Raw genomic sequence first — 24,629 nt, forward strand, 5'->3', positions numbered from 1 at the left:
TCTCTTACCAGCCGTTGCGCGTGCGGTCGCGCAGCAGCACCCAGAGGAAGAACGGGGCGCCGGCCAGCGCTGTGATGATGCCGATCGGCAGTTCGGCGGGTGCCACGATGATGCGGGCCAGCATGTCGGCGCCGAGCATCAGCACGCCGCCGAACAGCGCCGAGGCCGGCAGCAGGTAGCGGTGGTCCGGGCCGATGACGATGCGCAGGAGATGCGGCACGACGATGCCGACGAAGCCGATGCCGCCGCTGACGGCGACCGAGGCGCCGACCGCGCCGGCGACGGAGACGACGGCGATGTATTTCAGCCGCTGCACCTTGACGCCCATGTGGAAGGCCGCGGCCTCGCCGAGGGTGATCGCGTTGAGCCCGCGCGACAGGAAGGGCACGACGACGAGCGCGACAAGGATGATCGGCCCGGCGGCGAACAGCTTGGCCCAGGTCATGCCGGAGAGCGAGCCGAGGCTCCAGAAGGTGATGTCGCGCAGCTGCTTGTCGTCGGCCATGTAGATGAGGATGCCGGTGACGGCGGCGGCGAGCGCGGAAATCGCGATGCCGGCGAGCAGCATGGTGGCGACCGAGGTCTGCCCGCCGCGCGTGGCGATGCGGTAGAGCAGCAGCGTCGTCAGGAGGCCGCCGAGGAAGGCGGCGAGCGGCAAGGCGAAGGCGCCGAGCGCGATCATCACGCCCGCCGGCAGGCTGGCGCCGAGCACGATCATCAGCACCGCGCCGAGGGCGGAGCCGGAGGAGATGCCGACGAGGGCTGGATCGGCGAGCGGATTGCGGAAGAGCCCCTGCATGACCGCGCCGGACATGGCGAGCGCCCCGCCGATCAGGAAGCCGAGCAGGGCGCGCGGCATGCGGATGTCGAAGACGATGATGCGGTCGCGCACGCTGAGCGCCGTGTCCTCCGCGCCGCTGAAGAGCGCGCCGATGACGTTGAGGGCGGAGGCATCCGAGGCGCCGGTCGCGATCGACAGGGCGAGCGCCAGGGCCGAGACGGCGAGGAGGGCGGCGAGCGTCAGGCGTGCGATCGCCGTGCGGTCGCCGGCCGCCCGGGACCGGGCGGAGCGCATCAGGAGGGAGCCCCTTGCATCCTTGCCGCCGAGGGCATCATTGAGAGACATTGCCGTAGAGTTCTTTGTTGAGGTCGCGGATGGCCGAGGCGGTGCGCGGGCCGAAGCCGAGCAGGTGCAGGCTGTTCATGCGCAGGATCGCCTTGCTGGCGGCGGCCGGCGTCACCGAGATCGCCGGATGGGCGAGGATCTCCTCGTCGCTGCTGCCGGCGCCGGGACGCGTCATGACCATGACGACATCGGGCCTCGCCTTGATGATGGCCTCGTCGGTGAGCGGCTTGTAGCCCTCGAACGTGCCTTCCGTCGCGTTGACCGCGCCGGCAAGGCCGATGATGCCGTCGGCCGCGGTGTGGCCGCCGGCCGCCATCACCCTGCCGTTCTGGAAGGAGAGGATGAACAGCACGCGCTTGCGCTCGCTTTCCGGCCGCCCGGCGGCGTCGGCGATGGCCGCGTCGAGGTCGGCCGCGACCGTCGTCTCCAGTTCCTTCGCCTTGTCTGGCACGCCGAGGAATTTTCCGACGACGTCGATCTTCTTGAGGATCGCTGCGCGGTCGTAGCCTTCCGGCACGGTCTCGAAGGGAATGCCGGCGCTCTTGAGCACTGCCAGCGCATCCGGCGGGCCGCTGCCCTCGACGGCGAGGATCGCGGTCGGGTTGACGGCGATCACGCCCTCCGGCGAAAGCTGGCGCATGTAGCCGACGTCGGGAAGCTGCAGGGCCTCCTCGGGAAAGGTGCTGGTCGAATCGCGGGCGACGAGGCGGCCGCCTTCGCCGAGCGCATAGACGATCTCCGTCACCGCGCCGCCGATCGCCACCAGCTTCGAGCTGTCGACCTGCTGCATCTCCTGCGCGATGGCCTCGCGGATGAAGCCGCTCTGGCCGGTGGCCGCGAGCGGCAGCACGAGAGGGGCGGAGAGGGCGAACACGGTGAGGGCCACTTCCCACGGGCGGGCGCGGCGCAAATCGAAGCTCTTGCTCATGATCGTGGTCCTTCGCGGGTAACCGGCGCGCTTCCCAAACCTGAGAACCGCGCCACTCGTCTGTCTTCTCGGCCTCAGGCCGCGGCGCTGTCGGGGCGCGGCAGGTCGTCGAGGATCTCGCGCCAGTCCGCGCGCTCCGTCATGCCTTCCTTGCGCTTGCCGAAGAACTGGATGATCATCTCGCCGCCGGCGTCATAGGCCTCCAGCGAGGTGACATGGCCGTCCACCGTCGGCTTGCGCACGACCCAGCACTCGGCGATGTGGTCCATCCGCAAGTGCATGTGGAAGGTCGGGTCCATGACGTTGAGCCAGGGACCCATCGGCTGGATGTTCTTCACCGGACCGGTGTGGATCTGGATCGTGCCGTGATTGCCGACGAAGCACATGATGTCGCTTTCGCGCTCTGCGGCCGCGCGCATCAGGTGGCCGACGGCATCGGCCGCGACCGGCCGGGCGAAATCCTCGCCGACGCTGCGCACGGCGTCCTGGCGGCCGATCTTCAGCTTCTTCAGCATGCCGAAGAACTGGTGGGTGTCGGTCATGGCCGCCCAGTTCTCACGCAGCGCGGCAACGTCCACCGGACCGGTGTCGTCAGCCTTTTCCGACACGACCTCGACGAAGTCCTGCGACTGGTCTTCCAGGCGGAAGTCGGCGACGATGGCCTCGTAGGCCGCAAGATTGGAGGCGGGGCGCAGGTGCACCTTGTGGACCGCGACGCCGGCCTTGTCGAAGAACTGGAGACTGCGGCGCACCTGCTCCCCGTCGGTCTTGGTCACGGCGAAGCCGTGCGCCCAGGTGCCGGGGAAGATGCGCAGGTCGATGTTCTCGCCGAGCACGATCGAGGCGTGCTTGCCGGTGTTTATCTTCTCGAAGACGCCGATCTTCTCGTGCACCACGCTCTCGTTGCGGGTCAGGGCCATCACCTCGCCGAGCGCTTCCGAGCGTTCGAGGAAGCGGTTGGCGTCGCCGTCGATGCGCACCGCCGTCAGCCCCACCTCGGCCGCGACGAGCGCGGCTTCCGAAATGCCGAGCGTGGCGGCGATGTCGCGCTCGCGCAGCTTCGGGTTCTCGGCGCGGAAAGCGCGGATTTCAGCGGGGGTCGGGCGGGTCGTGTTGCTCATGGGCGCGGCCTTGATCGAATGTTCCGTCGTGGAACCTGTCGCAGTAAATTTTGTTGGCGGAACAGGGGTTTGACGCGGATTTTGCGTTTACTATCTTGACTTCATTACTCATATTTATCTATGCACGCAATACCGGTGCTATAAAGTCATGTTAATTCTGGCGTTCACCGGATAGATTGACCGCGGCCGTCGCTCTCGGCCGACAGCAAACCGATAGCGAGACAGGCGAGCCCATGACCCTACGCACTCTTCTTCTTCTTTCCGCGATGCTTTCCGCCGCCACCGTCACCGGTGCCGCAGCCCAGGAGGGCGCAGCGCCCAAGGGCCTGGACGTGGAGCTGAATGCGCTCGCCGGATCGCAGAAGGGCTGCCTCTTCACCTTCGTCGCGGCCAACGGTTTTGAGCAGAACGTCTCGAAGGTCTCCTTCGAATTCGTCATCTTCAACGACAAGGGCACGGTCGAGCGCCTGGCGCTGCTCGATTTCCGCGATCTGCCGGCGGGCAAGTCCAAGGTGCGCCAGTTCGACGTGCCGGGCATCAAGTGCGAAACGGTGAAGAACCTCCTGATCAACGACGCGCCGGTCTGCGAGGGCGAGGGCCTTGCCAAGGGCCGCTGCATGGACGGCATCGTGACGCGCAGCAAGGCGGCGGCCGGCCTGGAAGGCTGAGGATCGGATGTGCGGCGCATGAGGCGTCGCGATGCATGAAACGGAATGACGGGTGATATAATGTCTGGAAGCAAGTGGCTCTGGCTCGGCGCGGGGACCCTTTCCCTGCTGGCGCATGCCACCGCAGCCGCGATCCTCACCATGGCGCCGGCGCCGGAAGAGGAGCAGGCGCTGATCGCCGGCGGGGTCGTCGCCGAGGTGGCGATGCTGGGCAACGGCGCCTTCGAGGCGGTGGAATCCGGCAATCCCGAGGACACGATCACGCCGGAGACGATCCAGCCCGACGTGACCGAGCCGGTGCTGCAGGAGGTGGCGGAAATCCAGCCGACCGAGATCGAACCCGAAGTGACCGAGGCGATGACGCCGACGGACCCGCTCGTCTCCGAGCCGGGCGAGGAGGTTTTCGTGCCCTCCGCCGAGGTGGAGATCGCCGCGGTTCCGGTTCCCGAGATCAAGCCGGAAATCCAGCCGGAGGAAGAGATCAAGCCGGTTCCGGAAGTGAAGCAGGAAGAGCCCGTCAAGAAGGTGGAGCGCAAGAAGCCGAAGGAAAAGCCGATCCGCAAGGCGGGCGAGAAGGGCAAGGCCAAGCAGAACGCGACGCGCGGCGAGGTCGATGGCTCGGCGGACGTGAAGACCGCGGCGGTCGGCGGCCAGAAGAAGGGCAATTCGTCCGCCGCCGGCAATGCCGCCGTCACCAATTATCCGGGCAAGGTGCGCAACAAGATCAACCGCGCCAAGCGGCGTGTCTCGGGCGGCGACCGCGGCAGCGTGGTGGTGAGCTTCACCGTCAGCGCCAGCGGCGCGGCGAGCGGCATTCGCGTCGCGCGCAGTTCCGGCGTTGCCGCGCTCGACAAGGCGGCGGTCGATTCGGTGCAGCGCGCCGCGCCCTTCGCCAAGATTCCGGAGGCCGCCGGCAAATCGTCCTGGGCCTTCAACGTGCCGATCGTCTTCAACTGAGGCGTCGTTTCCCGCCATGCATCCGCCGGCGGGAATTTTTTGCGCGAAAATATGACTTTCCTAGTCATGTTTATACTTTACTCTGAAAATCAAGTTTTGTAGGTTGCCCTCGAACGGAGGCTCCGCCCGTGCGGAGTGCCAAAGGGGAAGCACGCATGAACTACGTCACTGCCGGCCGCGCGGAAGCGGTCCTGAAATCGATGATCGCCGAACGGGACCGGCGCATTGCGGATCTGGAGCGCCAGCTCGCCGCACTCAAGAAGCAGATCGCGGTCCCGCAGGACGTGGCGACGGCTGCGGCCCCGCGGGTCGAGGTACGGGCACCGCAGGCGCCCCGCAGCGTGGAAGTCACCAAGGTCAAGCGCCGGACGGGCGAAGCGGAGAGGAAGGCGATGCGCGAGAAGCACAGGCAGCAGCAGCAGGCCCGCCAGCAGACGGAGACGGCTGACAAGGCGGATGGCAAGGCGGGCCTTGAGGGCCGCAGCTTCCTCTATGTCGGCGGCCGGGACTGCCAGGTGGCGCATCTGCGCCAGATCGCCAGTTCCTACGGCGCCAACCTCATCCATCACGACGGCGGCCTGCGCGAGGCGGTCTCGCGCATCGACAATGTCCTGCCCTCGGTGGACTGCGTCTTCTGCCCCATCGACTGTATCAGCCATGATGCCTGCATCCGCGTGAAGACGGGCTGCAAGAAGTGGGAAAAGGCCTTCGTGCCGCTGCGCAACGGCAGCAAGTCCTCCTTCGAGCGCGCCCTGCAGAGCATGAGCCAGGGAGACACCACCCAGTGAATGACGAAAGACCCGAAGCCTTCATGATGATCGGCCTGCACAAGCTGGCCGCCCAGAATGGCGACGGCCTCGTGCCGGAACTCTATGCCCTGCTGACCCGCCGCGCGGACATGCTGGAAAGCGAGAATGTCGCGGAATTTCCGCTGGCAAGCGCTCGCCCGCCGGCGCGCGCCGCAAGCTTCGAAGGCGCGTCCGCCCTTGAAGCGCGCAACGACAATGTCGTAGCCTTCCCGCAGCCGCGACGCCTGCGGCGGGATTCGCTCTGACGGGATAGGTCTTCCATGTTCTACGCCATGAACCGATTCAAGATCGCCATCGGCCACGAGGAGGCCTTCGAGGCGATCTGGAAGGGGCGGGATTCCAGCCTTGAGGAGATGCCGGGCTTCCAGTCCTTCCACCTCCTTCGGGGCGACACCAATGCGGAGGAGGGGTTCACCCTCTTCGCCTCCCATTCGATCTGGGCGAGCAAGGACGATTTCATCGCCTGGACCCGATCGGAAAACTTCCGGCAGGCGCACAGGAACGCCGCCGCCGACAAGGGCGTCTATCTCGGCCCGCCGAAGTTCGAGGGCTTCAGCGTCGTCGAGGGGGCATGAGCGCGAGCGAAGACCCCGATCGTATCGAAGTGCTGCCGGTCCTGCCGTCGCTCGATATCGAGGAGACGCTGGATTTCTACACGCGGCTGCTCGGCTTCAGCGAAGTCGTGTACCGGGCGGACGACTATCTCATCGTCCGCCGCTGCGCAGGCATGGAACTGCATTTCTGGCGGACCGACGATCGGGCGCTCTGCGAGCGCACCTCCGTCTACCTGCGCGGCGGCGGCATCGGCGACCTTCACCGCGAGTTCAGCGAGAAGGGCGTGCCGGCGCTGTCGCCGATGGAGGTGCGGGCGTGGGACATGGAGGAATTCTACGTCCACGATCCGCACGGCAATCTTTTGCGCTTCGGCCGCATTGCGCAGCGCTGATCTCAGCCTTCCCTGAGCGGCAGGAGGGCGCCGAGCGCCACCGCCAGCCAGCCCGCCATCATGGTGATGCCGCCCGTCGGGGCCGACATCGGGAAGAGCCCGTGCCCGGCAAAATGGCGCAGGACGAGATCGCCGGCAAAGAGCGCTGTGCCGAGCGCCAGCAGCACGGAGGCGAGCGCCGCCGTGCGCAGGCCCGGCCAGGCGGCGTATAGCGCCACCAGCGCCGGGGCGTGGGCAAGGCACATGGCGGAGGCGCCGGCCATCAAGCGCGGATCGCTGCCATGCGAGGCCGCGGCGGCGGTGACGACGCCCGTCACCCCCATCAGGCCGGCGACGAGGAGGCTCGCGGAGCGGAGCGGAAACGGCATCGGGCTATTCCTGGTTCTGCATGTGGTGGGCGAGCCGCGTGACGGGCTCCAGGATGACGGCGCGCAGGCCCTCGCTCGGGACGGTCTCCTCCAGCGCGCGGACGAAGCAGAGCAGCCATTCGTCGCGCTCGGCCGGGCCGATCGAGGCCATGAAATGGCGGCGGCGCAGCATGGGATGGCCACGTTTCTGCGTGTAGAGCGGTGGACCGCCGAGCCAGCCCGTCAGGTATTCGTAGAGCTTTTCCTCACTGCCGGAGAGATCCGGCGGGTGCACCGCGCGGCAGCGCGCGGCTTCCGGCAGGGTGTCCATCAGAACGTAGAAGCGATGGGTCAGCGCCCGGACGGCGGCATCGCCGCCGATCGCCTCGTAGAGGGTGACCGTCTCGCTCTGGCGGTTCCTGTCGTCGGTCGTCTCCGTCATCGGCCTTTCCCGTTTCCCCGGTCTTAGCGCCCGCTTCCGCGGCACGCAATGGGAGCCCTCCGCGTGCGACGAAGGGCGCCGCCCGCCGCAAGCTTAGCTCATATTGACAAGAAACCGTCCAGACGGTATCTTTTAAGTATGAGCAAGGCGCACCACCGCAAGAAACATCCGGAAGCCGTCCGCCAGCAATTGCTGGAGGTCGCGGCGAAACTGTCGCTGGAGAAGGGGCCGGGGAGCGTGACGCTCGACGCGGTCTCGCAGGCGGCGGGCGTCAGCAAGGGGGGATTGCTCCATCATTTCCCCAACAAGCTGGCTCTGCTCGACGGCCTCTTCACCGACCTGACGGACAAGCTGGACCGGACGATCGCCGACAGGATGCGCGAGGATCCCGAGCCGAAGGGCCGCTTCACCCGCGCCTATGTCTCGGTCTTCTTCCTGCCGGAAGGGATCGCCGACGGCGAGAAGTGGAAGGTGCTGACCGTCGCCCTCATCTCCGAACCGCACCTGCGCGAGCGCTGGCGACAATGGGTGGAGCGATACCTTGCGGAGAATGTCGGCACGGATTCCGCGCTCGACGCCGTGCTGGTGCGTTACGCCGTCGATGGCCTGTGGCTTGCCGATCTGCTCGGCGCGCCGACCATGGATGCGCAAACCCGCGCCGCCATGCTTCACCGGCTGCTGGCGCTGACGCGCGCCTGATCCCCGATATCCTTTGCGCCCGCGGGCGCCAGAGAAACGCCATGAACCTTTCCGCCGTCTACGCCGTCCTCGTCGTCGCCATCGTCTTCGAAGTGCTGGGCACCTCGGCCATGCAGGCCGCGCAGCATTTCACGCGTCTCGTGCCGACCGCCATGATGGTGGTCTGCTACGCCATCGCCTTCTTCTTCCTGTCGTGGAGCCTGCGCTTCGTGCCCGTCGGCATCGCCTATGCCATCTGGAGCGGGCTCGGCATCGTGCTGATCTCGGCCGTCGGCTATTTCGTCTTCGGCCAGAAGCTCGATTTCGCCGCCATTGTCGGCCTCGGTCTCATCATTGCCGGCGTGCTTGTGTTGAACCTTTTCTCCAAATCGACATTCCACTGAAAGGCGACTGGAATCGTAAAGGCCCCCGCTTGCCAAGAATCGGGTCTGTCTCTATCGATTCCGTCGAATTGAAAGCGATTTCAATTCCGGCTTCAGAGGAACGGCACATGGCGATACGCACCATCGTATGGGGTGAGAACATCCACGAGCAGACGAACGAGATCGTGCGCTCGATCTATCCGGACGGCATGCACACGACGATTGCCGAGGCGCTGAACCGCGACCCGGATATCCGCGCCACCACCGCGACGCTGCAGGAGCCCGAGCACGGCCTTGCCGAAGCGCGGCTTGCCGAGACGGACGTGCTCGTCTGGTGGGGCCACAAGGACCACGGCGCGGTCAGCGACGTGGTGGTCGAGCGCGTGGCGCGGCGCGTCTGGGAGGGCATGGGCCTGCTGGTGCTCCATTCCGGCCATTTCTCGAAGATCTTCAAGCGGCTGATGGGCACGCCCTGCGCCCTGAAATGGCGCGAGGCAGGCGAGCGCGAGCGGCTCTGGGTCATCAATCCGCGCCACCCGATCGCCGAGGGCCTCGGCGAGAATTTCGTGCTGGAGAACGAGGAGATGTACGGCGAGCAGTTCTCCGTGCCGGAGCCGCTGGAGACGGTGTTCATCTCCTGGTTCGCCGGCGGCGAGGTCTTCCGCTCCGGCATGACCTGGCGCCGTGGCGCCGGCAACATCTTCTATTTCCGCCCGGGCCACGAGACCTACCCGACCTATCACGATGCCACCGTGCAGAAGGTGCTCGCCAACGGCGTGAAATGGGCCTTCAACCCGCAGGGCAGCTACACGGCGATCCATGACGCGCCGAACGTGCCGGTCGAAAAGGCGCTGGAGCCGATCGTCGAGCGCGGCCCGAAACTGCACGAAGCCGGCGAAGCCGGATATCGCTGAGGAAATCATGCGCCTGCTCGTTCTTGGAACCGGTGGCATGGCCAATTCCCATGCCCAGCACTTTGCCGCGATCGACGGCGTCGACCTTGTCGGCGCGGTCGATGTGGACCCGCTGCGCGCCAAGGCTTTTGCCGATACGCATGGCATTCCGAACGTCTTCACCTCGCTGGAGGACGCCATTGCCTGGAACGGCTTCGACGCCGCCACCAATGTGACGCCCGACCGCGCGCACCACCCGACCACCCTGGCGCTGCTGGCGGCGGGCAAGCATGTCATGTGCGAGAAGCCGCTGGCGGAAGACTATGCCAAGGCGGACGAGATGGCGCGCGCCGCCGAGGCCTCCGGCCTCGTCACCATGGTCAACCTCACCTATCGCAACGTGGCGCCCCTGCAAAAGGCGCGGGCCATGGTGCTGGCCGGCGAACTCGGCCATGTCCGCCATGTCGAGGCCTCCTATCTGCAAAGCTGGCTCGTCTCGAAAGCGTGGGGCAACTGGGCGACGGAAAGCCAGTGGCTCTGGCGGCTTTCCACCCGGCACGGCTCGAACGGCGTGCTCGGCGATGTCGGCATCCACATCCTCGATTTCGCCAGCTATGGCGCGGCGAGCGAGGTGGAGCACGTCTTCGCGCGGCTGCGTGCCTTCGACAAGGCGCCGGACAACCGCATCGGCGAATACGATCTCGACGCGAACGACAGCTTCACCATGACGGTCGATTTCGCCAATGGCGCGCTCGGCGTCATCCATGCGAGCCGCTGGGCGACCGGCCATCTCAACGAACTGCGCCTGCGCATGCATGGCGACCGCGGCGCGCTGGAGGTCATCCAGACGCCCGAGGGCTCCCGCCTGCGCGGCTGTCTCGGCGAGGATGTCGAGCAGGCCGTCTGGCGTGAACTCGATGCCGGCACGGTGCCGACCAACTACGCGCGTTTCGCCGCCGCCGTGGCGCGGGGCGAAAAGGTTGAGCCCGGCTTCCGCCACGCGGCCGAGTTGCAGAAGGTCCTCGATCTTGCGATGGAGACCGAACGGGAGCGCCGCGAGCTGAAGGTCTGATCTCAGGGCGGGGCAGGGCCGGTCGAGCCGCGAATACGGAAGTCGACGGGCCAGATCTCCTGCAGGGCCTCGGGCGCCTCGCCCCGCAGCAACCGCAGAACCATCTCGCCGATCCGTGCGCCCGCCGCGCGGATCGGCGATTGCGTCGTGGTGACCGGCGGCACGAGATTGTCCGGGCTGAGATAGGGGAAGACGTCGTCATGTGCGATGAGCGAGACGTCCTTGCCCACGCAAAGCCCCGCGATGCGGATCGCCCGCATGGCGCCCAGCGCCGACATCATCGAGCCGGCGATGACCGCCGTCGGCGGGGCGGGAAGGGCGAGGAAGGCCTGCATCAGCCGGAAGCCCGTCTCGTCCGTGAATTCGCCGTGGCCGACAAGGGCCGGGTCGAGCGCGAGCCCCCGCGCCTCCAGCGCCGTGCGGTAGCCGCTGGCGCGGTCGAGGGCATAGGTGCCGGCCATGGCGCCGTTGATCAGCGCGATGCGCCGGTGGCCGAGGTCGGCAAGATGGCCCGTCGCCGTCTCGATCGCCCCGAAATTGTCGATATCGAGAAAGGCGAAGGGCCTTTCCGCCGTGCTGCGCCCGTGCACGACGAAGGGCAGCTCCAGCGCCTGCAGCAGCGCGATGCGGGCATCCGTGCGGGCGGGCGTGTGCACCACCACCGCATCCACCCGCTTGCTGGCGGCAAGCCGGCGATAGGTGGCCGCCTCGTCGGCCTCCGTCTCGACGGTCGAGACCAGGATGTCGATGCCGTCCTTCTGCAGCCGGGTGGAGAGCCCGCCCATGAACTCGCTGGAATGCGGCCCGAAGCGCCCGCCGCCCTGGAAGACGATGCCGATCGTGCCGGCCCGGCCGGTCGCCAGCCGCTGCGCGCTGATGTTCGGCCGGTAACCGAGCTTCTCCGCCGCCTCCAGCACGCGCCGACGCGTCTCCGGCCTCACCTCCGGATAACCGCTCATCGCCCGGCTGACGGTGGTCTGCGAAAGGCCGATGCGGGCGGCAAATTCCTTGAGGTTCATCCTGCCTCCCTGGCGCGGCCGGTTCTTCCGGGCGTTTATGAACGTTCCGGCCCAAGGCGGCAAGTTTGGTGCGGGCTGGAAGGAGCCGTGCGCGGGGAGACAGTCCGCCCCGGTTGCAACGCCATCTTGAATTCTGAAAATAACACGCTAAGGTAAAAATATTAACGATAAGGTTGTGCCTGGCTCACATATCGCGCCAGATGCAATGAGGCTTCTGGCGGGTGGCCGGGCGATGAACCGGCTCTCCTGCGTTTTCCTCCCGGGCGGGGACAGCCCGGATGCATCCGGTGATCACTTTCGGGGGATTGTCATGCAGGCGGGCTCGGATGTGCCGGCTGCAACGGGTTCGTCCGCGCGATCGAACCTGCAGCCTCAAGATCGCGGCACAGCGGCGCGCGGCTGGCTGTGGTGGACGCGGCAGGTTCGAATCAGGACGCAGACCGGTGCGCCGCTCGTCTATTCCAGGGCGCAGGAGGGCCGCCGGCCTTGTTACCTGAGCGTCCTCACGCGCCTGTTCGGCGCACGCCGGGCCGGCCTTCGCGAACTGCTCCTTTCCTCCGCGCCCGTCCTGTTCCTGATGGTGGAGGAGGCCTTCCTGGCCTATGTCGTTCTCGGCCTGCTGCGGGCGCTCGCCGGGCGGCGGACGGTAGGCCTGCTGCTGCGGCCGATGCCGCTGTCGGCCTCGCCCCACCTGTCCCGCCGCTGGAAACGGGCCGTTCTCGGCTGGCTGAAGCGTTTTCGCGCCATCCACACCCTGACCATCCTTCCCTTCTCCGTGTTCCCGGCCGTTTCCGCCGTCGCGAAGGGCTGGATCTACGATTTCCAGCTCTGGGACCTGACGGACGAGGAGCGGGAGGCGGTGGAACTGCTGCGCAGCGAGCGGCCTGCGGGCGAACGCCAGGTCCTGACGGCGATCGGCACGCAGAACCGCCGCAAGGGGTTCGATCTCTTCACGGACAGCTATGTCCGCCTCGCGGCCCTCCGGACCCGTTTCCAGTTCATTTCCTGCGGCAGGGTGGAGCCCATGGTCGAGGCCTATGCGGAGGCCTTCGTCGAGGCGGGCGGGGTTGTGGTGAACCGCTGCGTTTCGGATGCCGAGCTGCTCGGGGTCTATGCCGCGAGCGATGCGGTCTGGTGCTTTTATCCGCCGTTGGGCGATCACGCCTCGGGGGTTCTCGGCCGGGCGGCGCAGCTCGGCATCCCGGTTGTCGTGCGCTATGGTTCCGTCGCCCATCGCCTGTGCATCGTCGAGAACATCCCGCATGTGCCGACGACCGCCGACGGGCTCGCCGAGCGGCTCACAGGCCCGCTGCCGCCGAGGGACGAAGCCTGCGGGCGCCTCGCCGCCGCCCGTTTCGCCCGCCAGAGCGAGGCGACGCTGCGCGCCGCCCTCGGCCTTGCGAACCTCGACCCGCCGGCCTCGCCCTAAGACGGGCCGGGCGATCATGTGGTCGAGGAGGGCATCTCGGCGCCTCGACGGCGAGGGGCGCCGGTCTTTAGCGCGATGCGAGAGAATGCGCGTTGCGGTGGCTTTTCTTCCCCCCCTTTCGAGCGGCGACGGTGGTCCGATCTCGCTCGATAGTCACGACGTCCCCTTTGGGCCTGGTGTTGCCAGGTTGCTTTCGGCAGCGTCGCGTCCCGGATTGGAAGCGGCCAATTCAATTCGCGTCCGAAGATCGCCCCGGCGTCGTATCGTCAGGAGCGATCCGCCCAGCCCTCCTGCCGCGACCTGTCTGACGCCGTTGGAAAGCTTCACGGCGCCGAGAATTTCACCGTCACACCGCGTTGCCGAAAGTAGGCCTGCATGAGTTTCCGGCCAGAACGGTTGTTCTGCACGAGCCTGGCCGGATCGAAGACAGCCTCTTTCAGGCCCGCTCGCTGCAGCGCTGCCTTGAGGGCCGCGATATGCATGTCGATGTCGGCGTTGTCCGCCTGGAGCGATTCATAAATGCGGTTTGTCGCATCTTCTACGGACGGTTCGCTCACGAATATACTCCCGTTGTTGCCTGGCCGGCGCTTACCACATTCCTGGGCTCGACCCTATTCCGGTGAAAAACGTCCTCGTCAATGGGAGACGATGGATTAGGCCATGGAATCCACTTTTGAAGGCCCTCGTGAGGCCAAGCACCCTCGCCGCACCGCTCGATGCGTTGCGCGCCTGATATATACCGTGCATTCTACACCTATGGGGGGATTGCGTGGACTATTATGCACATTCTGGTCGAGAGTTGGACAAATCCGACTGGCAGATCCTGAAGGAACACCTGTTTGCCGTTGCACGAGCGGCAGGAGACAGGGCGCGTCTTTTCGGTCTTGAAGCGGCGGCCTTTGTCGCGGGACTGTTCCACGATCTCGGAAAGTACAATCCGCCTTTTCAGCGACGCCTGGAAGGGGCGAAGGAGGCGGTCGATCACTCCACGGCCGGCGCGCAGGCCTTGCGTGATCTGGCGAAAGGTGGCGATGCCGTCATGGCCCAGATCATCGGCTATTGCATTCTGGGGCACCATGCGGGCCTGCCCGACCGGCTGGATGGACCTGGAACCTTCGACCATCGCATGAAGCAGCCGCTGGCGATCGATCCGGTCTGGATGGACGAGTTGAAGGCCGAAGTGTCGGGGCTTGTCCCCGATATGGTCCATCGTTTCCCGACCGACAAGGCCGGACATGCCTTCTCTCTGGCGTTCATGGGGCGAATGTTGTTCTCGGCGCTGGTGGATGCGGATTTTTCGGACACCGAGACGTTTTACGAAGCGCTTGGCGAGAAGGAGGCGGACCGGGACTGGCCGGCCTTGTCCGCCGTGATCGATGACTTCGTCGCACGGTTCGATGTCCATATGGCCTCGCTCTCGGGGCGGGACGGCGCATTGAACCAGCTACGCCGCGACGTGCTGACCCATGTGCGCGCCGGCGCCGAGAGGGAACCGGGCCTTTTCACCCTTACCGTGCCCACCGGCGGCGGCAAGACCCTGGCCTCCCTCGGTTTCGCGCTGGATCATGCCCGCCGGCACGGCCATCGCCGGATCATCTATTCCATTCCTTTCACCAGCATCATCGACCAGACGGCGGAGATTTTTCGGTCCGTACTGGGGGAAGGCAATGTCCTCGAACATCATTCCGCCATCGAGGAAGAGGCTTTCGACGCGAGAAGGCGCGAGCACAAGGACAAGCTGAAGCTCGCAATGGAGGATTGGGCGGCACCTGTCGTCGTCACGACGACCGTCCAGCTTTGCGAAAGCCTGTTCACGGCCCGTCCCTCGCGCGCCCGCAAGCTGCACAATATCGCCGGTTCCATCATCATCCTGGATGAAGCGCAGACCCTGCCAAAGGCCTTGCTGCTGCCGATCATGCGGGCGCTGGAGGAACTGGCACGCAACTACGGCTGCACCGTCGTGCTGTGTACGGCGACGCAGCCGGCACTCGGGCGGCGGCCGGAACTGCCGGGTGGCCTGCCGTTGGAAGGCCGGGAGCTTGCGCCCGATCCGACCCGACTTGCAGCGAAGCTGGCGCGCACCCGCATCGTCCATGCGGGCGAGATGGACAATGCGGCGCTGCTCGACGCTTTGGCGCCGTGCGATCAGGCGTTGGTCATCGTCAACAGCCGACGCCACGCGCTGGAGCTTTATCGGCAGGCGCAGGAGGCCGGATTGGCGGGGCTCATCCATCTGACGACCCGGCAATATGCGGCGCACCGGCGGCGTATTCTTGCGGATGTGAGAGAACGGCTCAAGGAGGGCCGGCCTTGTCGCCTGATCGCCACAAGCCTGATCGAGGCCGGTGTCGATGTCGATTTCCCCGTCGCCTGGCGGGCGGAGGCGGGGTTGGACCAGATCATTCAGGCGGCAGGCAGGGTCAACAGGGAAGGCCGGCGCAACCGTGACGACAGTATCGTCACGGTGTTCAAGCCACCGGACTACCGCCCGCCCGCAGAAATCCGCGGGCTGATCGGTGACATGCAGCGGATCATCGGCAAACACCCCGATCTGACCTCGCTTGCCGCCGTGGAGGATTACTTCGGCGAGGTCTACTGGCGCATGGGCGAGGGCATGGACGCAAAGAAGATCCTTGCCCGCTTCGAACTCAGCAATCGCACCGGATGCCATTTCGACTATCGCACGGTGGGACAGGATTTCCGCCTCATCGAAAGTGGCTTGGCGCCGGTGATCGTGGCGTTGGACGAGGATACAAGGGAAGCTGTTGATGATCTGGGGATAGAGAATATCCCCTCTGGATTGCTCGCGCGAAGAATGCAATCCTCGGTAGTGCAGGTGCCGCCGAAGGCAAGAGCGCTGTTGATCCAAAACGGTCATGTCGCGTTCGTCGCGCCGCAATGGCGGGGGGACCAGTTTGCGGTTCTGCAGACGAGCAGTCTCTATCGGCCGGATGTCGGATTGCTTTGGGAGGATGCAGATTATCTCGGCGTGGAGGACATGATTTTTTAGCTAAAGAGTACAGGAATGCCGCAGCGTTGACAGCGCTTAATTAGATGTTTATGATTCTCCTAGTTGTGAAGGGAGGTCGTATGCTTAAGTATCGTCTTCCACGTTGGCTCGAGCCTGTGCTCGAGGTTGTGGCTCTGATCTTGCGGATCATATTCCGGCAAATCTAAGTCTCTTCGGTCGCCTGATGGCGCGGATAGAAATCTGTATTCTTTAGCTCATGGAAATACTCGCCCGCTTTGCTGCGGGTGAGTATCGAGCATATTTTTAAGTGGTTTCGTCTGGGAGGACATGGATGACCTACGGAATTCGCCTGAAAGTCTGGGGAGACTATGCCTGTTTTACCCGGCCGGAGATGAAGGTCGAGCGTGTCTCCTATGAGGTGATGACGCCCTCCGCCGCGCGGGGCCTGCTGGAAGCCATTCACTGGAAACCGGCCATTCGCTGGGTGATCGACGCGATCCATGTGCTGGAGCCCATCTGCTTCCAGTCGATCCGGCGCAACGAGGTCGGCCACAAGGCGCCGGCGGGCAAGATCAGGTCGGCGATGAAGCGCGGCGATCTCGAGGGCCTGAACCTGCTGGTGGACGAGGACCGCCAGCAGCGCGCCGCGACCGTGCTGGTGAAGCCGGCCTATATCATCGAGGCGCATTTCGAACTGACGAAGAATGCCGGCCCCGATGACAACGAGGGCAAGCATCTCGATATCTTCAATCGCCGTGCGGCGAAAGGCCAGTGCTTCCACCAGCCCTGTCTCGGTACGCGGGAATTCGCAGCGCATTTCGAATTGCTCCCGCCCGAGGCGGCGCTGCCGCCGGCGATTGCCGAGAGCCGCGACCTCGGTTTCATGCTGTTCGATATCGATCACGCCGCGGCCGGCCGTCCCTCGTTGTTCTTTCGGGCGGCGCTGGATAACGGCGTGGTCCGGATTCCGCCGCCGGAATCCCCGGAGGTTCGGCGATGACGATCCTTTCCTCCCTCGCAAAGGCATACGAGCGCCTGCCGAATGCGCCGCCGTTCGGGTATTCGTCGGAAAAGATCGGTGTCGTCGTCGGCCTGAACGAAGACGGCTCTATCGCGAGCGTCACTGATTGGCGTGAGGGCGAGGGCAAGAAGGCGCGGCCGCGCGCGATGCTGGTGCCGCAGCCCGTGAAGCGCACGGCCGGCATCGCACCGAACTTTCTCTGGGACAAGACCTCCTACGTGGTCGGGGTGACTGCGGGCGAGGGGCGGCGCACGGCAGACGAGCACCTGGCGTTTGTGGATAGGCATCTGGAAGAGATTGGCGACAGCGATGATCCCGGCCTGCGCGCTTTCACCCTGTTCCTGAAAAACTGGTCGCCAGACCAGTTCGAAGCGGCGCCCTGGCAGGATGACATGAAGGACCAGAACGTTGCCTTCGCTCTGGAGAGCGATCGCCGCGCAAATCTTTTCCTTCACGATCGTCCGGCAGCCAAGTCGCTGTGGGAGCGCTTGTCCTCGCAGGAAAGCGGCAAACCACAGATCTGCCTCGTTCGCGGAGAGCCCGGCGCGGTCGCGCGCCTTCATCCGTCGATCAAGAGTGTCTGGGGGGCTCAGTCTTCCGGTGCGGCGCTCGTCTCCTTCAATCTCGATGCCTTCACTTCTTACGGCCACGAGCAAGGCGACAATGCGCCCGTCTCCGAAGCTGCCGCCTTTGCCTACACGACGGCGCTCAACCGCTTCCTGGAAAAGGGCAGCGGCCATCGCATTCAGATCGGCGATGCCTCGACGGTGTTCTGGGCGGATGCGTCGAAGCTTGCGGCCGTGGAAGATGCGGAGGCGATGTTTCCGGCTTTCTTCGATGCGATAGAGGACATGCAGCAGGAGGAGAAGATCGACACGAAGCGCATTCGCGAGCGGCTGGAGCAGATCCGCAAGGGGATGCCGCTGGAGGAGGTGGAACCGGATCTCGGCGATGTGCACTTCCATGTATTGGGTCTTGCGCCCAATGCCGCCCGGCTCTCCGTCCGCTTCTTCTATTCCGGCAGTTTCGAGGACCTGACGCGGCACTACCAGACATTCGTTTCCGACATGCGGATCGAGCCTCCGCCCCCGCGCGATCCGTTTCCTCCGCTCTGGCGCTATCTTCGCGAAACCGCCGTTCTCGGCAAGGGCGAGAACATCACGCCGAACCTTGCCGGCGAGTGGATGCGCTCGATCCTGACAGGCACCTACTACCCCCTGACGCTTCTGTCGTCGGTGCTGACGCGAATCCGCGCCGATGGGGAGATCAACGCTCTGCGCGCCGGGATTCTCAAGGCTGTTCTTATCCGTAATTTCTGGTCGTCCGTTGCCAACGACCGGCATGCGATCTCCAAGGAGGAGGCTCTGATGGCACTCGAAGTTGATAACCCTGATCCGGCCTATGTATTGGGCCGGTTGTTTGCGGTTCTAGAGAAGCTGCAATTTCTGGCACTCGGCAGACTGAATGCGACTATTCGTGATCGGTATTATGGAGTCGCATCGGTCAGCCCAAGAACTGTTTTTCCCCTTTTGTTCAAGCTTAATCAGCATCACCGGAGCAAAGCTGAAAAAGACGACAACAAGCGTGGATTGGCTATCTATTTGTCTAGGCAGATCGGCGAAATTATAAATCTGCTGCCGGCTGAACTGCCTAGTTCTCTATCGCTGGCTTCCCAGGGCAAATTCGCCATCGGATATTATCATCAGTTCAATTTCCGCAAGCCGAATGACACGACTTCTGAAGAGGATGACGTCGCATGACCACGATTGCCAATCGCTATGATTTCGCGCTGATCTTCGAGGTCGTCAACGGCAACCCCAATGGCGATCCGGATGCGGGCAACCTGCCGCGGCTCGATCCCGAGACCAACAAGGGATTGGTGAGCGATGTCAGCCTCAAGCGCAAGATCCGCAACTATGTCGATCTGGCCCGTCACGGCGAGGACGGTTTCCACATCTATGTCGAGGAGGGCGCCATCCTCAACGACAAGCACCGCCAGGCCTATCGCGCCATCCGCAAGGACGATCCCAAGGTCGACAAGGACGCCAAGCTGAACCCTAAGGACGACGGAGAGGCGAAGGCGGTGACGGCCTTCATGTGCGCCAACTTCTTCGATGTGCGCACCTTCGGCGCGGTCATGTCCACCGGTGTGAATGCCGGACAGGTGAAAGGACCGGTGCAGCTGACATTCGCACGCTCGGTCGAGCCGATCCTGCCGCTCGAAATCTCCATCACCCGCATGGCCGCCACCAACGAGGCGGAAAAGAAGCAGAAGGCGGAAGGCGACGATTCCAGCGACCGCACCGACAATCGCACCATGGGGCGCAAGCATATCGTTCCCTATGGGCTCTATGTCGCCCATGGCTTCATCTCCGCCAAGTTCGCGGAACGTACCGGCTTTTCGGAAAACGACCTTGCCTTGCTGTTCGAGGCGCTCGGCACCATGTTCGAGCACGACCGCTCCGCCGCGCGCGGTGAAATGGCCACGCGCAAGCTGATCGTGTTCAAGCACGAAAATGCGCTTGGAAACGCGCCCGCGCACGCCTTGTTCGACCGCATCCGGATCGGCCGCAATGTCGAGGGCGAATTTCGCGTCATCGACCAGCGCCTCGACAACCTGCCGCCGGCGCGGGCTTTCTCGGACTATATCGTCACCGTCGATCGCGACACCCTGCCCGAAGGCGTGGAAATCCGGGAGTTTCTTTGAACCATGACGGCGGGCGTGGGCGATGACGGACAGGGTGGTGGGGAGCCCATTCCGCTCTCCGCCCTTCAGCACGCGGTCTACTGCCGGCGTCAGGCGGCGCTCATCCATGTCGAACGGCTCTGGGCCGACAACCGGTTCACCGCGGAAGGCAACGTGCTGCACGCCGTGGCCGACAAGGGTGGATCGCGGAAGGTGAGGGGGCTTCGTCGCGTCATGTCGCTGCCCGTCGCATCGCGCCGCCTTAACATTTCAGGTATTGCCGATGTGGTGGAATTCCTGCCGGATGCGGAAGGGGAAACCGCCTTCCCCATCGAATACAAGCGCGGCAAGCCGAAGCTACACCGCGCCGACGAAGTACAGCTTTGCGCGCAGGCGCTCTGTCTGGAGGAGATGACGGGGAGGCCGGTGCCGGAGGGCGCGCTGTTCTACGCCGAGACGAAACGCCGTCTCGTCGTCCCCTTCGATGCCGAACTGCGCCGGCAGACGGAAGACGTGATCGGCGAAATGGCGGATGTTTTGACTTCCGGCCGGACGCCGCCGCCGACCATGAGGCGGGAGCGCTGCCGGGCCTGCTCGCTTCTGGAACTTTGCCAGCCCGGCATCGTCGCCCGACCGGTGCGCGCATGGCGCGCGCGCATGGTGGAGCGGACACTTACGGCGGAGCCTCTTCCATGAAGAAGATGCTCAACACGATCTACGTGACGACGGAAGGCGCCGCCCTGCGCAAGGACGGCGAAAACCTCGTCGCCGACGTGGACGGCATGGAGCGAAGCCGTGTTCCCTTGCATATGCTGTCCGCCGTGGTCGTGTTCGGGGCCGTGTTGGTTTCGCCGCCGTTGATGGCCGCGCTTGCAGCTGCCGGCATCACGCTGACCCTTCTTGACCGCAATGGCCGTTTCCAGGCCAGGGTGGAAGGTCCCGTCAGCGGCAATATCCTGCTGCGCCGCGCGCAATATCGCCTCTGCGATGCGCCGGAAGACGTGGTGCGGTCCGTTGTCATCGGCAAGGTGGCGAACCAGCGCGCGGTGCTGATGCGCTCGCTTCGGGATTACGGCGAGACCTATGACGAGACCGCCCGCAATGCCATCGGTATCGTCACGGATCGCCTTGCGCATATCCTGCGGCGGGTGGAGCGCGCTGACGATACGGTGGAGGAGATGCGCGGTTCTGAGGGAGAAGCCGCCAATCTCTACTTCTCCGTCTTCGATCATCTGATCCGTTCGCCCGATCCGGAAATGCGCTGGCGGGGACGGTCCCGCCGCCCGCCGCTGGACCCGGTGAATGCACTTCTGTCCTTCCTCTATACGTTGCTGACCCATGACTGCCGTTCGGCGCTGGAAAGCGTTGGGCTGGATCCGGCGGCGGGTTTCCTTCATCGGGACAGGCCCGGACGCCCCAGCCTGGCGCTCGATCTCATGGAGGAGATGCGCCCGGTGCTGGCCGATCGGCTGGCGCTTTCCCTCATCAACCGGAGGCAGTTGCGAGCGCGGGATTTCACGGTGCAGGACGGTGGCGCCGTTATGATGCAGGAGGATGCGCGCAAAACCGTGTTGACCGCCTGGCAGGAGCGCAAGCGGGAGGAGCGCATCCATCCGTTCCTGGAAGAAAGAGCGCCGCTCGGCCTCGTTCCCTATTTGCAGGCACAGATGCTGGCACGCCATCTGCGCGGCGATCTCGATGCCTATCCCCCCTGGTTCTGGAAGTGAGGGCGCCCCATGCTCGTTCTGGTGACCTATGATGTGCGCACGAGCGAGGGCAATGGCGCTGCGCGCCTGCGGGCCGTCGCCAAAGCCTGTCGCGACTACGGCCAGCGCGTCCAGTTCTCCGTTTTCGAGATCGAGGTGGATCCGGCGCAGTGGACGAAGCTCAAGGCACGCCTGGAAAGCCTTATCCGCCCCGAGCTTGACAGTCTGCGCTACTATTATCTCGGCGCCAACTGGCACAAGCGCGTAGAACATGTCGGCGCAAAACCCGCCTCCGACCTGAACGGCACCCTGATCGTTTGATCCGCTTTTCTTCACGGCTATGGGCTGTGTCCGGCAAGGTGCGAACCTGAAGCGTGCCGGGAAAATACGCTTGGTTCGCACTGAGTGTAGATCTTTGAAATCGTGAAAGAACACTCGTTTGCAGGCGCTATTGATGCTTCAACCGTGCCGGTGCTCCCCGCCATGCGCGCCCAGCCCCCTTTTCCACCAACAAAATCCATGTTTTACACTGAGGCCGTCGCCTCCTTCGCGGAGGCGTGGATTGAAACCTTGTTGTAGGTGTGCGTGGCCGTGTCGATGATGGTCGCCTCCTTCGCGGAGGCGTGGATTGAAACTCCTCTTGGTGTGGTGGCACTGTCGCGGCGCGGGGTCGCCTCCTTCGCGGAGGCGTGGATTGAAACACCCAGAGATCCACGTCTATGGCGCCGGGCGGCCGTCGCCTCCTTCGCGGAGGCGTGGATTGAAACTCCTGCTTGTCGCTGACCAGCGTCACGACGCCGGGTCGCCTCCTTCGCGGAGGCGTGGATTGAAACCGTTGATTGCAGGGCGCTCACGTCCACACCCGCCAGGTCGCCTCCTTCGCGGAGGCGTGGATTGAAACTGCGGGATGCCGGCATCATCCGTAAGGAGGCCGCGTCGCCTCCTTCGCGGAGGCGTGGATTGAAACGCTTGCATCAATCGTCGTTGGAAGGGGCATGACGTCGCCTCCTTCGCGGAGGCGTGGATTGAAACGTAGCAATAGAGTGACTGGCTGTAGGCCGACGAGGGTCGCCTCCTTCGCGGAGGCGTGGATTGAAACCACGAGCGGGCGGAACCTGCGCGCATAAAACGGCGTCGCCTCCTTCGCGGAGGCGTGGATTGAAACGGCGAAGCCCGGCGAGCCGTCCTCGCCCTGGGTGTCGCCTCCTTCGCGGAGGCGTGGATTGAAACGGCAACGTGTGTGCGATAAGCCGCCAACTCCGCCGTCGCCTCCTTCGCGGAGGCGTGGATTGAAACCGCGGTGTGGCTGGCCAACTGCTGGCCTTCGGTGGTCGCCTCCTTCGCGGAGGCGTGGATTGAAACAGGTCTTTGGCCTTGGACTGGGCGGCCTTGTCGGCGTCGCCTCCTTCGCGGAGGCGTGGATTGAAACTTTCAAATCTCCGGCAGGAACCCACCGAAGGTCATGTCGCCTCCTTCGCGGAGGCGTGGATTGAAACCGCAAATCAGATGATGAAGTCGCCGCTGAACGTGGTCGCCTCCTTCGCGGAGGCGTGGATTGAAACCCTCGATGCCGTTCACCTGAGTCTGCGACACGCCGTCGCCTCCTTCGCGGAGGCGTGGATTGAAACCGGCAAGGCCCGCGACATGCGAGATAGCAAGGCGAGTCGCCTCCTTCGCGGAGGCGTGGATTGAAACGCCGCATACCGCCCCGCAACCATCTCCGGCCGCATGTCGCCTCCTTCGCGGAGGCGTGGATTGAAACTTGTTGTAGGTGTGCGTCGCCGTGTCGATAATGTAGTCGCCTCCTTCGCGGAGGCGTGGATTGAAACTTGTCCCAGTGTCGCTCCTTGCGCTCCTTCGCCTGTCGCCTCCTTCGCGGAGGCGTGGATTGAAACGATTGCGGTATTGCTTGCCGCGTCGACCACTCATGTCGCCTCCTTCGCGGAGGCGTGGATTGAAACCGTCATCCAGTGATCGGGCTTGGCGCGGGGCGGAGTCGCCTCCTTCGCGGAGGCGTGGATTGAAACATTGCGCAATGGAACGGATATCGGGCTCGCAATCGTCGCCTCCTTCGCGGAGGCGTGGATTGAAACCTCCCCATTCACGCAAATCGCATTCGCCATCAGAGGTCGCCTCCTTCGCGGAGGCGTGGATTGAAACGTGCCTTCGTCGAGCGGATCGAGCGGCTGGACGAGGTCGCCTCCTTCGCGGAGGCGTGGATTGAAACGCCCAGTCGTTGTCGCGGGCGAGGATCACGGCCGGTCGCCTCCTTCGCGGAGGCGTGGATTGAAACCCTACCGCCTCTCCGATGTGATCGAGGCGAGGGCGTCGCCTCCTTCGCGGAGGCGTGGATTGAAACCTCGCAGCTCGTGATGCTGCACGATCAGATCGAGGTCGCCTCCTTCGCGGAGGCGTGGATTGAAACGATGACGCGCACGGGCTTGCCGTGCCGGGCAAGGGTCGCCTCCTTCGCGGAGGCGTGGATTGAAACTCTCATCGCCCGCGTCTGGTGGCTGCCGTGCGCGGTCGCCTCCTTCGCGGAGGCGTGGATTGAAACGACCAATTGCACGCCGCGCTCGCGCGCGATCCGATGTCGCCTCCTTCGCGGAGGCGTGGATTGAAACGCGTCGGAAACCGGCGTCTTCGGCCCACCTGCGATGTCGCCTCCTTCGCGGAGGCGTGGATTGAAACCCGGTTTTCGAGGCGATAGCCCTGTCCCCAGACGGTCGCCTCCTTCGCGGAGGCGTGGATTGAAACTTGTCCCCATCGACGAGCACGATGTTCTTGCCGAGTCGCCTCCTTCGCGGAGGCGTGGATTGAAACTGCTGGGCAGCGATAACTGCTGCCGCCATAGTCGTCGCCTCCTTCGCGGAGGCGTGGATTGAAACTCGTGCCCGCGGGAATGTTGGCCGGCACCATGAAGTCGCCTCCTTCGCGGAGGCGTGGATTGAAACTTCGGAGAGGCCGACCAGGGCGGCCGGCAGGCCGTCGCCTCCTTCGCGGAGGCGTGGATTGAAACGCGGTCGAGCGCGATCTCGGCGGATATTTTCGCGGTCGCCTCCTTCGCGGAGGCGTGGATTGAAACTTTCAACTGCCGGGCCTGACGATCCGCCGCTTGCGTCGCCTCCTTCGCGGAGGCGTGGATTGAAACATCGAACGGTTTTCACGAACGACGCCCTTGTAAAGTCGCCTCCTTCGCGGAGGCGTGGATTGAAACGCAACGGGCGCTCGCTGCTCGTCGTGGAGATCAGTCGCCTCCTTCGCGGAGGCGTGGATTGAAACCGCCGGCGCCATATTCGAAGTCGATCCCCCAGCCGGTCGCCTCCTTCGCGGAGGCGTGGATTGAAACTGCCGGGGCTTTGTTTATTCCTCCTCAACCACGTCGTCGCCTCCTTCGCGGAGGCGTGGATTGAAACCACCTCTCCGG

At 64.7% G+C, this 24,629-nt stretch carries 25 protein-coding genes and 1 CRISPR repeat array (1 of these 26 running past the window's edge); of the genes, 18 read left to right on the forward strand and 7 right to left on the reverse strand.

The annotated features are described in order from the left end of the window. Positions 1 to 4: 4 nt before the first annotated feature. The 3 genes from AB3G45_RS11100 to AB3G45_RS11110 all read right to left on the reverse strand — a co-directional run bounded on the left by AB3G45_RS11100 (position 5) and on the right by AB3G45_RS11110 (position 3,175). Positions 5 to 1,126, reverse strand: a complete 1,122-nt coding sequence (locus AB3G45_RS11100) for a FecCD family ABC transporter permease (RefSeq protein ID WP_367830602.1) — start codon at positions 1,124 to 1,126, stop codon at positions 5 to 7. Next, on the reverse strand, positions 1,113 to 2,054 hold the full coding sequence (locus AB3G45_RS11105) for a hemin ABC transporter substrate-binding protein (protein WP_367830603.1): 942 nt from the start codon (positions 2,052 to 2,054) through the stop codon (positions 1,113 to 1,115). The genes AB3G45_RS11100 and AB3G45_RS11105 overlap by 14 nt, the downstream gene beginning before the upstream one ends. Positions 2,055 to 2,128: 74 nt before the next feature. Further along, positions 2,129 to 3,175 (reverse strand): hemin-degrading factor, encoded by a 1,047-nt coding sequence (locus AB3G45_RS11110; protein WP_367830604.1) that lies wholly within the window; start codon positions 3,173 to 3,175, stop codon positions 2,129 to 2,131. A gap of 233 nt (positions 3,176 to 3,408) precedes the next feature. Between AB3G45_RS11110 and AB3G45_RS11115 the strand changes: the two genes are divergently transcribed. The 6 genes from AB3G45_RS11115 to AB3G45_RS11140 all read left to right on the forward strand — a co-directional run bounded on the left by AB3G45_RS11115 (position 3,409) and on the right by AB3G45_RS11140 (position 6,555). Further along, a complete protein-coding gene (locus AB3G45_RS11115) occupies positions 3,409 to 3,843 on the forward strand; it encodes a hypothetical protein (RefSeq protein WP_367830605.1) in 435 nt (144 codons plus the stop codon). Positions 3,844 to 3,903: 60 nt separating this feature from the next. Continuing rightward, entirely contained in the window at positions 3,904 to 4,800 is an 897-nt protein-coding gene (locus AB3G45_RS11120; protein ID WP_367830606.1) for a TonB family protein, read from the forward strand. Between the two features lie 392 nt (positions 4,801 to 5,192). Then, on the forward strand, positions 5,193 to 5,588 hold the full coding sequence (locus tag AB3G45_RS11125; protein WP_050744227.1) for a DUF2325 domain-containing protein: 396 nt from the start codon (positions 5,193 to 5,195) through the stop codon (positions 5,586 to 5,588). Then, positions 5,585 to 5,854, forward strand: a complete 270-nt coding sequence (locus AB3G45_RS11130; RefSeq protein WP_367830607.1) for a hypothetical protein — start codon at positions 5,585 to 5,587, stop codon at positions 5,852 to 5,854. The genes AB3G45_RS11125 and AB3G45_RS11130 overlap by 4 nt, the downstream gene beginning before the upstream one ends. A 15-nt stretch (positions 5,855 to 5,869) precedes the next feature. After that, positions 5,870 to 6,184, forward strand: a complete 315-nt coding sequence (locus AB3G45_RS11135; RefSeq protein ID WP_367830608.1) for an antibiotic biosynthesis monooxygenase — start codon at positions 5,870 to 5,872, stop codon at positions 6,182 to 6,184. After that, positions 6,181 to 6,555 carry a bleomycin resistance protein gene (locus AB3G45_RS11140; RefSeq protein ID WP_367830609.1) on the forward strand — a complete coding sequence of 125 codons (375 nt, stop codon included), beginning with the start codon at positions 6,181 to 6,183 and terminating at the stop codon, positions 6,553 to 6,555. The genes AB3G45_RS11135 and AB3G45_RS11140 overlap by 4 nt, the downstream gene beginning before the upstream one ends. Positions 6,556 to 6,557: 2 nt before the next feature. Here the strand turns inward: AB3G45_RS11140 and AB3G45_RS11145 are convergent, their stop codons facing one another. Further along, on the reverse strand, positions 6,558 to 6,923 hold the full coding sequence (locus AB3G45_RS11145) for a DUF423 domain-containing protein (RefSeq protein ID WP_367830610.1): 366 nt from the start codon (positions 6,921 to 6,923) through the stop codon (positions 6,558 to 6,560). A gap of 4 nt (positions 6,924 to 6,927) precedes the next feature. Continuing rightward, positions 6,928 to 7,344: a group II truncated hemoglobin gene (locus tag AB3G45_RS11150; protein ID WP_367830611.1), complete on the reverse strand. Its 417-nt coding sequence runs from the start codon at positions 7,342 to 7,344 to the stop codon at positions 6,928 to 6,930. 138 nt (positions 7,345 to 7,482) lie between these two features. Here AB3G45_RS11150 and AB3G45_RS11155 point away from each other — a divergent pair, with 138 nt between their 5' ends. The 4 genes from AB3G45_RS11155 (at position 7,483) to AB3G45_RS11170 (ending at position 10,370) form a co-directional block, all read left to right on the forward strand. After that, positions 7,483 to 8,043: a TetR/AcrR family transcriptional regulator gene (locus AB3G45_RS11155; RefSeq protein ID WP_367830612.1), complete on the forward strand. Its 561-nt coding sequence runs from the start codon at positions 7,483 to 7,485 to the stop codon at positions 8,041 to 8,043. Between the two features lie 41 nt (positions 8,044 to 8,084). Next, complete coding sequence (locus tag AB3G45_RS11160) at positions 8,085 to 8,426, forward strand: multidrug efflux SMR transporter (RefSeq protein WP_367830613.1); 342 nt, start codon at positions 8,085 to 8,087, stop codon at positions 8,424 to 8,426. A gap of 107 nt (positions 8,427 to 8,533) precedes the next feature. Beyond that, positions 8,534 to 9,319, forward strand: coding sequence for a ThuA domain-containing protein (locus AB3G45_RS11165; protein WP_367830614.1), 786 nt, complete (start codon positions 8,534 to 8,536; stop codon positions 9,317 to 9,319). Between the two features lie 7 nt (positions 9,320 to 9,326). Further along, complete coding sequence (locus tag AB3G45_RS11170; protein ID WP_367830615.1) at positions 9,327 to 10,370, forward strand: Gfo/Idh/MocA family protein; 1,044 nt, start codon at positions 9,327 to 9,329, stop codon at positions 10,368 to 10,370. A gap of 2 nt (positions 10,371 to 10,372) precedes the next feature. On the opposite strand, the gene AB3G45_RS11175 is transcribed toward AB3G45_RS11170, so the two are convergent. After that, entirely contained in the window at positions 10,373 to 11,389 is a 1,017-nt protein-coding gene (locus AB3G45_RS11175) for a LacI family DNA-binding transcriptional regulator (RefSeq protein ID WP_367830616.1), read from the reverse strand. Positions 11,390 to 11,699: 310 nt separating this feature from the next. On the opposite strand from AB3G45_RS11175, the gene AB3G45_RS11180 reads away from it, so the two are divergent. Further along, positions 11,700 to 12,818: a hypothetical protein gene (locus tag AB3G45_RS11180; RefSeq protein ID WP_367830617.1), complete on the forward strand. Its 1,119-nt coding sequence runs from the start codon at positions 11,700 to 11,702 to the stop codon at positions 12,816 to 12,818. Positions 12,819 to 13,141: 323 nt separating this feature from the next. On the opposite strand, the gene AB3G45_RS11185 is transcribed toward AB3G45_RS11180, so the two are convergent. After that, a complete protein-coding gene (locus tag AB3G45_RS11185; protein ID WP_367830618.1) occupies positions 13,142 to 13,375 on the reverse strand; it encodes a hypothetical protein in 234 nt (77 codons plus the stop codon). Positions 13,376 to 13,587: 212 nt separating this feature from the next. Here AB3G45_RS11185 and cas3 point away from each other — a divergent pair, with 212 nt between their 5' ends. The 7 genes from cas3 to cas2 all read left to right on the forward strand — a co-directional run bounded on the left by cas3 (position 13,588) and on the right by cas2 (position 21,523). Then, on the forward strand, positions 13,588 to 15,828 hold the full coding sequence (cas3, locus tag AB3G45_RS11190) for a CRISPR-associated helicase Cas3' (RefSeq protein ID WP_367830619.1): 2,241 nt from the start codon (positions 13,588 to 13,590) through the stop codon (positions 15,826 to 15,828). A gap of 292 nt (positions 15,829 to 16,120) precedes the next feature. Then, positions 16,121 to 16,789: a type I-C CRISPR-associated protein Cas5c gene (cas5c, locus tag AB3G45_RS11195; RefSeq protein WP_367830620.1), complete on the forward strand. Its 669-nt coding sequence runs from the start codon at positions 16,121 to 16,123 to the stop codon at positions 16,787 to 16,789. After that, positions 16,786 to 18,570 (forward strand): type I-C CRISPR-associated protein Cas8c/Csd1, encoded by a 1,785-nt coding sequence (gene cas8c / locus AB3G45_RS11200; protein WP_367830621.1) that lies wholly within the window; start codon positions 16,786 to 16,788, stop codon positions 18,568 to 18,570. Before cas5c ends, cas8c begins: the two co-directional genes overlap by 4 nt. Further along, complete coding sequence (cas7c, locus tag AB3G45_RS11205) at positions 18,567 to 19,517, forward strand: type I-C CRISPR-associated protein Cas7/Csd2 (RefSeq protein WP_367830622.1); 951 nt, start codon at positions 18,567 to 18,569, stop codon at positions 19,515 to 19,517. Before cas8c ends, cas7c begins: the two co-directional genes overlap by 4 nt. Before the next feature lie 3 nt (positions 19,518 to 19,520). After that, complete coding sequence (gene cas4, locus AB3G45_RS11210) at positions 19,521 to 20,192, forward strand: CRISPR-associated protein Cas4 (protein ID WP_367830623.1); 672 nt, start codon at positions 19,521 to 19,523, stop codon at positions 20,190 to 20,192. After that, complete coding sequence (cas1c, locus tag AB3G45_RS11215; protein ID WP_367830624.1) at positions 20,189 to 21,223, forward strand: type I-C CRISPR-associated endonuclease Cas1c; 1,035 nt, start codon at positions 20,189 to 20,191, stop codon at positions 21,221 to 21,223. The genes cas4 and cas1c overlap by 4 nt, the downstream gene beginning before the upstream one ends. Positions 21,224 to 21,232: 9 nt before the next feature. Further along, on the forward strand, positions 21,233 to 21,523 hold the full coding sequence (gene cas2 / locus AB3G45_RS11220; protein ID WP_367830625.1) for a CRISPR-associated endonuclease Cas2: 291 nt from the start codon (positions 21,233 to 21,235) through the stop codon (positions 21,521 to 21,523). Positions 21,524 to 21,739: 216 nt separating this feature from the next. Further along, positions 21,740 to 24,629: a CRISPR direct-repeat array (repeat unit 32 nt; unit sequence GTCGCCTCCTTCGCGGAGGCGTGGATTGAAAC) (it continues 2,975 nt past the right edge of the window).

Source organism: Shinella sp. S4-D37, from assembly GCF_040812195.1.
Taxonomy (GTDB): Bacteria; Pseudomonadota; Alphaproteobacteria; order Rhizobiales; family Rhizobiaceae; genus Shinella.

Bases quoted from the DNA above. Each gene is read 5' to 3' on its own strand.
- AB3G45_RS11160 (WP_367830613.1), top strand. From the start codon at position 8,085: ATGAACCTTTCCGCCGTCTACGCCGTCCTCGTCGTCGCCATCGTCTTC.
- AB3G45_RS11165 (WP_367830614.1), top strand. From the start codon at position 8,534: ATGGCGATACGCACCATCGTATGGGGTGAGAACATCCACGAGCAGACG.
- cas8c (WP_367830621.1), top strand. From the start codon at position 16,786: ATGACGATCCTTTCCTCCCTCGCAAAGGCATACGAGCGCCTGCCGAAT.
- AB3G45_RS11150 (WP_367830611.1), bottom strand. From the start codon at position 7,344: ATGACGGAGACGACCGACGACAGGAACCGCCAGAGCGAGACGGTCACC.
- AB3G45_RS11135 (WP_367830608.1), top strand. From the start codon at position 5,870: ATGTTCTACGCCATGAACCGATTCAAGATCGCCATCGGCCACGAGGAG.
- AB3G45_RS11170 (WP_367830615.1), top strand. From the start codon at position 9,327: ATGCGCCTGCTCGTTCTTGGAACCGGTGGCATGGCCAATTCCCATGCC.
- AB3G45_RS11110 (WP_367830604.1), bottom strand. From the start codon at position 3,175: ATGAGCAACACGACCCGCCCGACCCCCGCTGAAATCCGCGCTTTCCGC.
- AB3G45_RS11100 (WP_367830602.1), bottom strand. From the start codon at position 1,126: ATGTCTCTCAATGATGCCCTCGGCGGCAAGGATGCAAGGGGCTCCCTC.
- AB3G45_RS11180 (WP_367830617.1), top strand. From the start codon at position 11,700: ATGCAGGCGGGCTCGGATGTGCCGGCTGCAACGGGTTCGTCCGCGCGA.
- cas1c (WP_367830624.1), top strand. From the start codon at position 20,189: ATGAAGAAGATGCTCAACACGATCTACGTGACGACGGAAGGCGCCGCC.
- AB3G45_RS11175 (WP_367830616.1), bottom strand. From the start codon at position 11,389: ATGAACCTCAAGGAATTTGCCGCCCGCATCGGCCTTTCGCAGACCACC.
- AB3G45_RS11145 (WP_367830610.1), bottom strand. From the start codon at position 6,923: ATGCCGTTTCCGCTCCGCTCCGCGAGCCTCCTCGTCGCCGGCCTGATG.
- AB3G45_RS11125 (WP_050744227.1), top strand. From the start codon at position 5,193: ATGCGCGAGAAGCACAGGCAGCAGCAGCAGGCCCGCCAGCAGACGGAG.
- cas2 (WP_367830625.1), top strand. From the start codon at position 21,233: ATGCTCGTTCTGGTGACCTATGATGTGCGCACGAGCGAGGGCAATGGC.
- cas4 (WP_367830623.1), top strand. From the start codon at position 19,521: ATGACGGCGGGCGTGGGCGATGACGGACAGGGTGGTGGGGAGCCCATT.
- AB3G45_RS11115 (WP_367830605.1), top strand. From the start codon at position 3,409: ATGACCCTACGCACTCTTCTTCTTCTTTCCGCGATGCTTTCCGCCGCC.
- cas7c (WP_367830622.1), top strand. From the start codon at position 18,567: ATGACCACGATTGCCAATCGCTATGATTTCGCGCTGATCTTCGAGGTC.
- AB3G45_RS11155 (WP_367830612.1), top strand. From the start codon at position 7,483: ATGAGCAAGGCGCACCACCGCAAGAAACATCCGGAAGCCGTCCGCCAG.
- AB3G45_RS11120 (WP_367830606.1), top strand. From the start codon at position 3,904: ATGTCTGGAAGCAAGTGGCTCTGGCTCGGCGCGGGGACCCTTTCCCTG.
- AB3G45_RS11140 (WP_367830609.1), top strand. From the start codon at position 6,181: ATGAGCGCGAGCGAAGACCCCGATCGTATCGAAGTGCTGCCGGTCCTG.
- cas5c (WP_367830620.1), top strand. From the start codon at position 16,121: ATGACCTACGGAATTCGCCTGAAAGTCTGGGGAGACTATGCCTGTTTT.
- AB3G45_RS11105 (WP_367830603.1), bottom strand. From the start codon at position 2,054: ATGAGCAAGAGCTTCGATTTGCGCCGCGCCCGCCCGTGGGAAGTGGCC.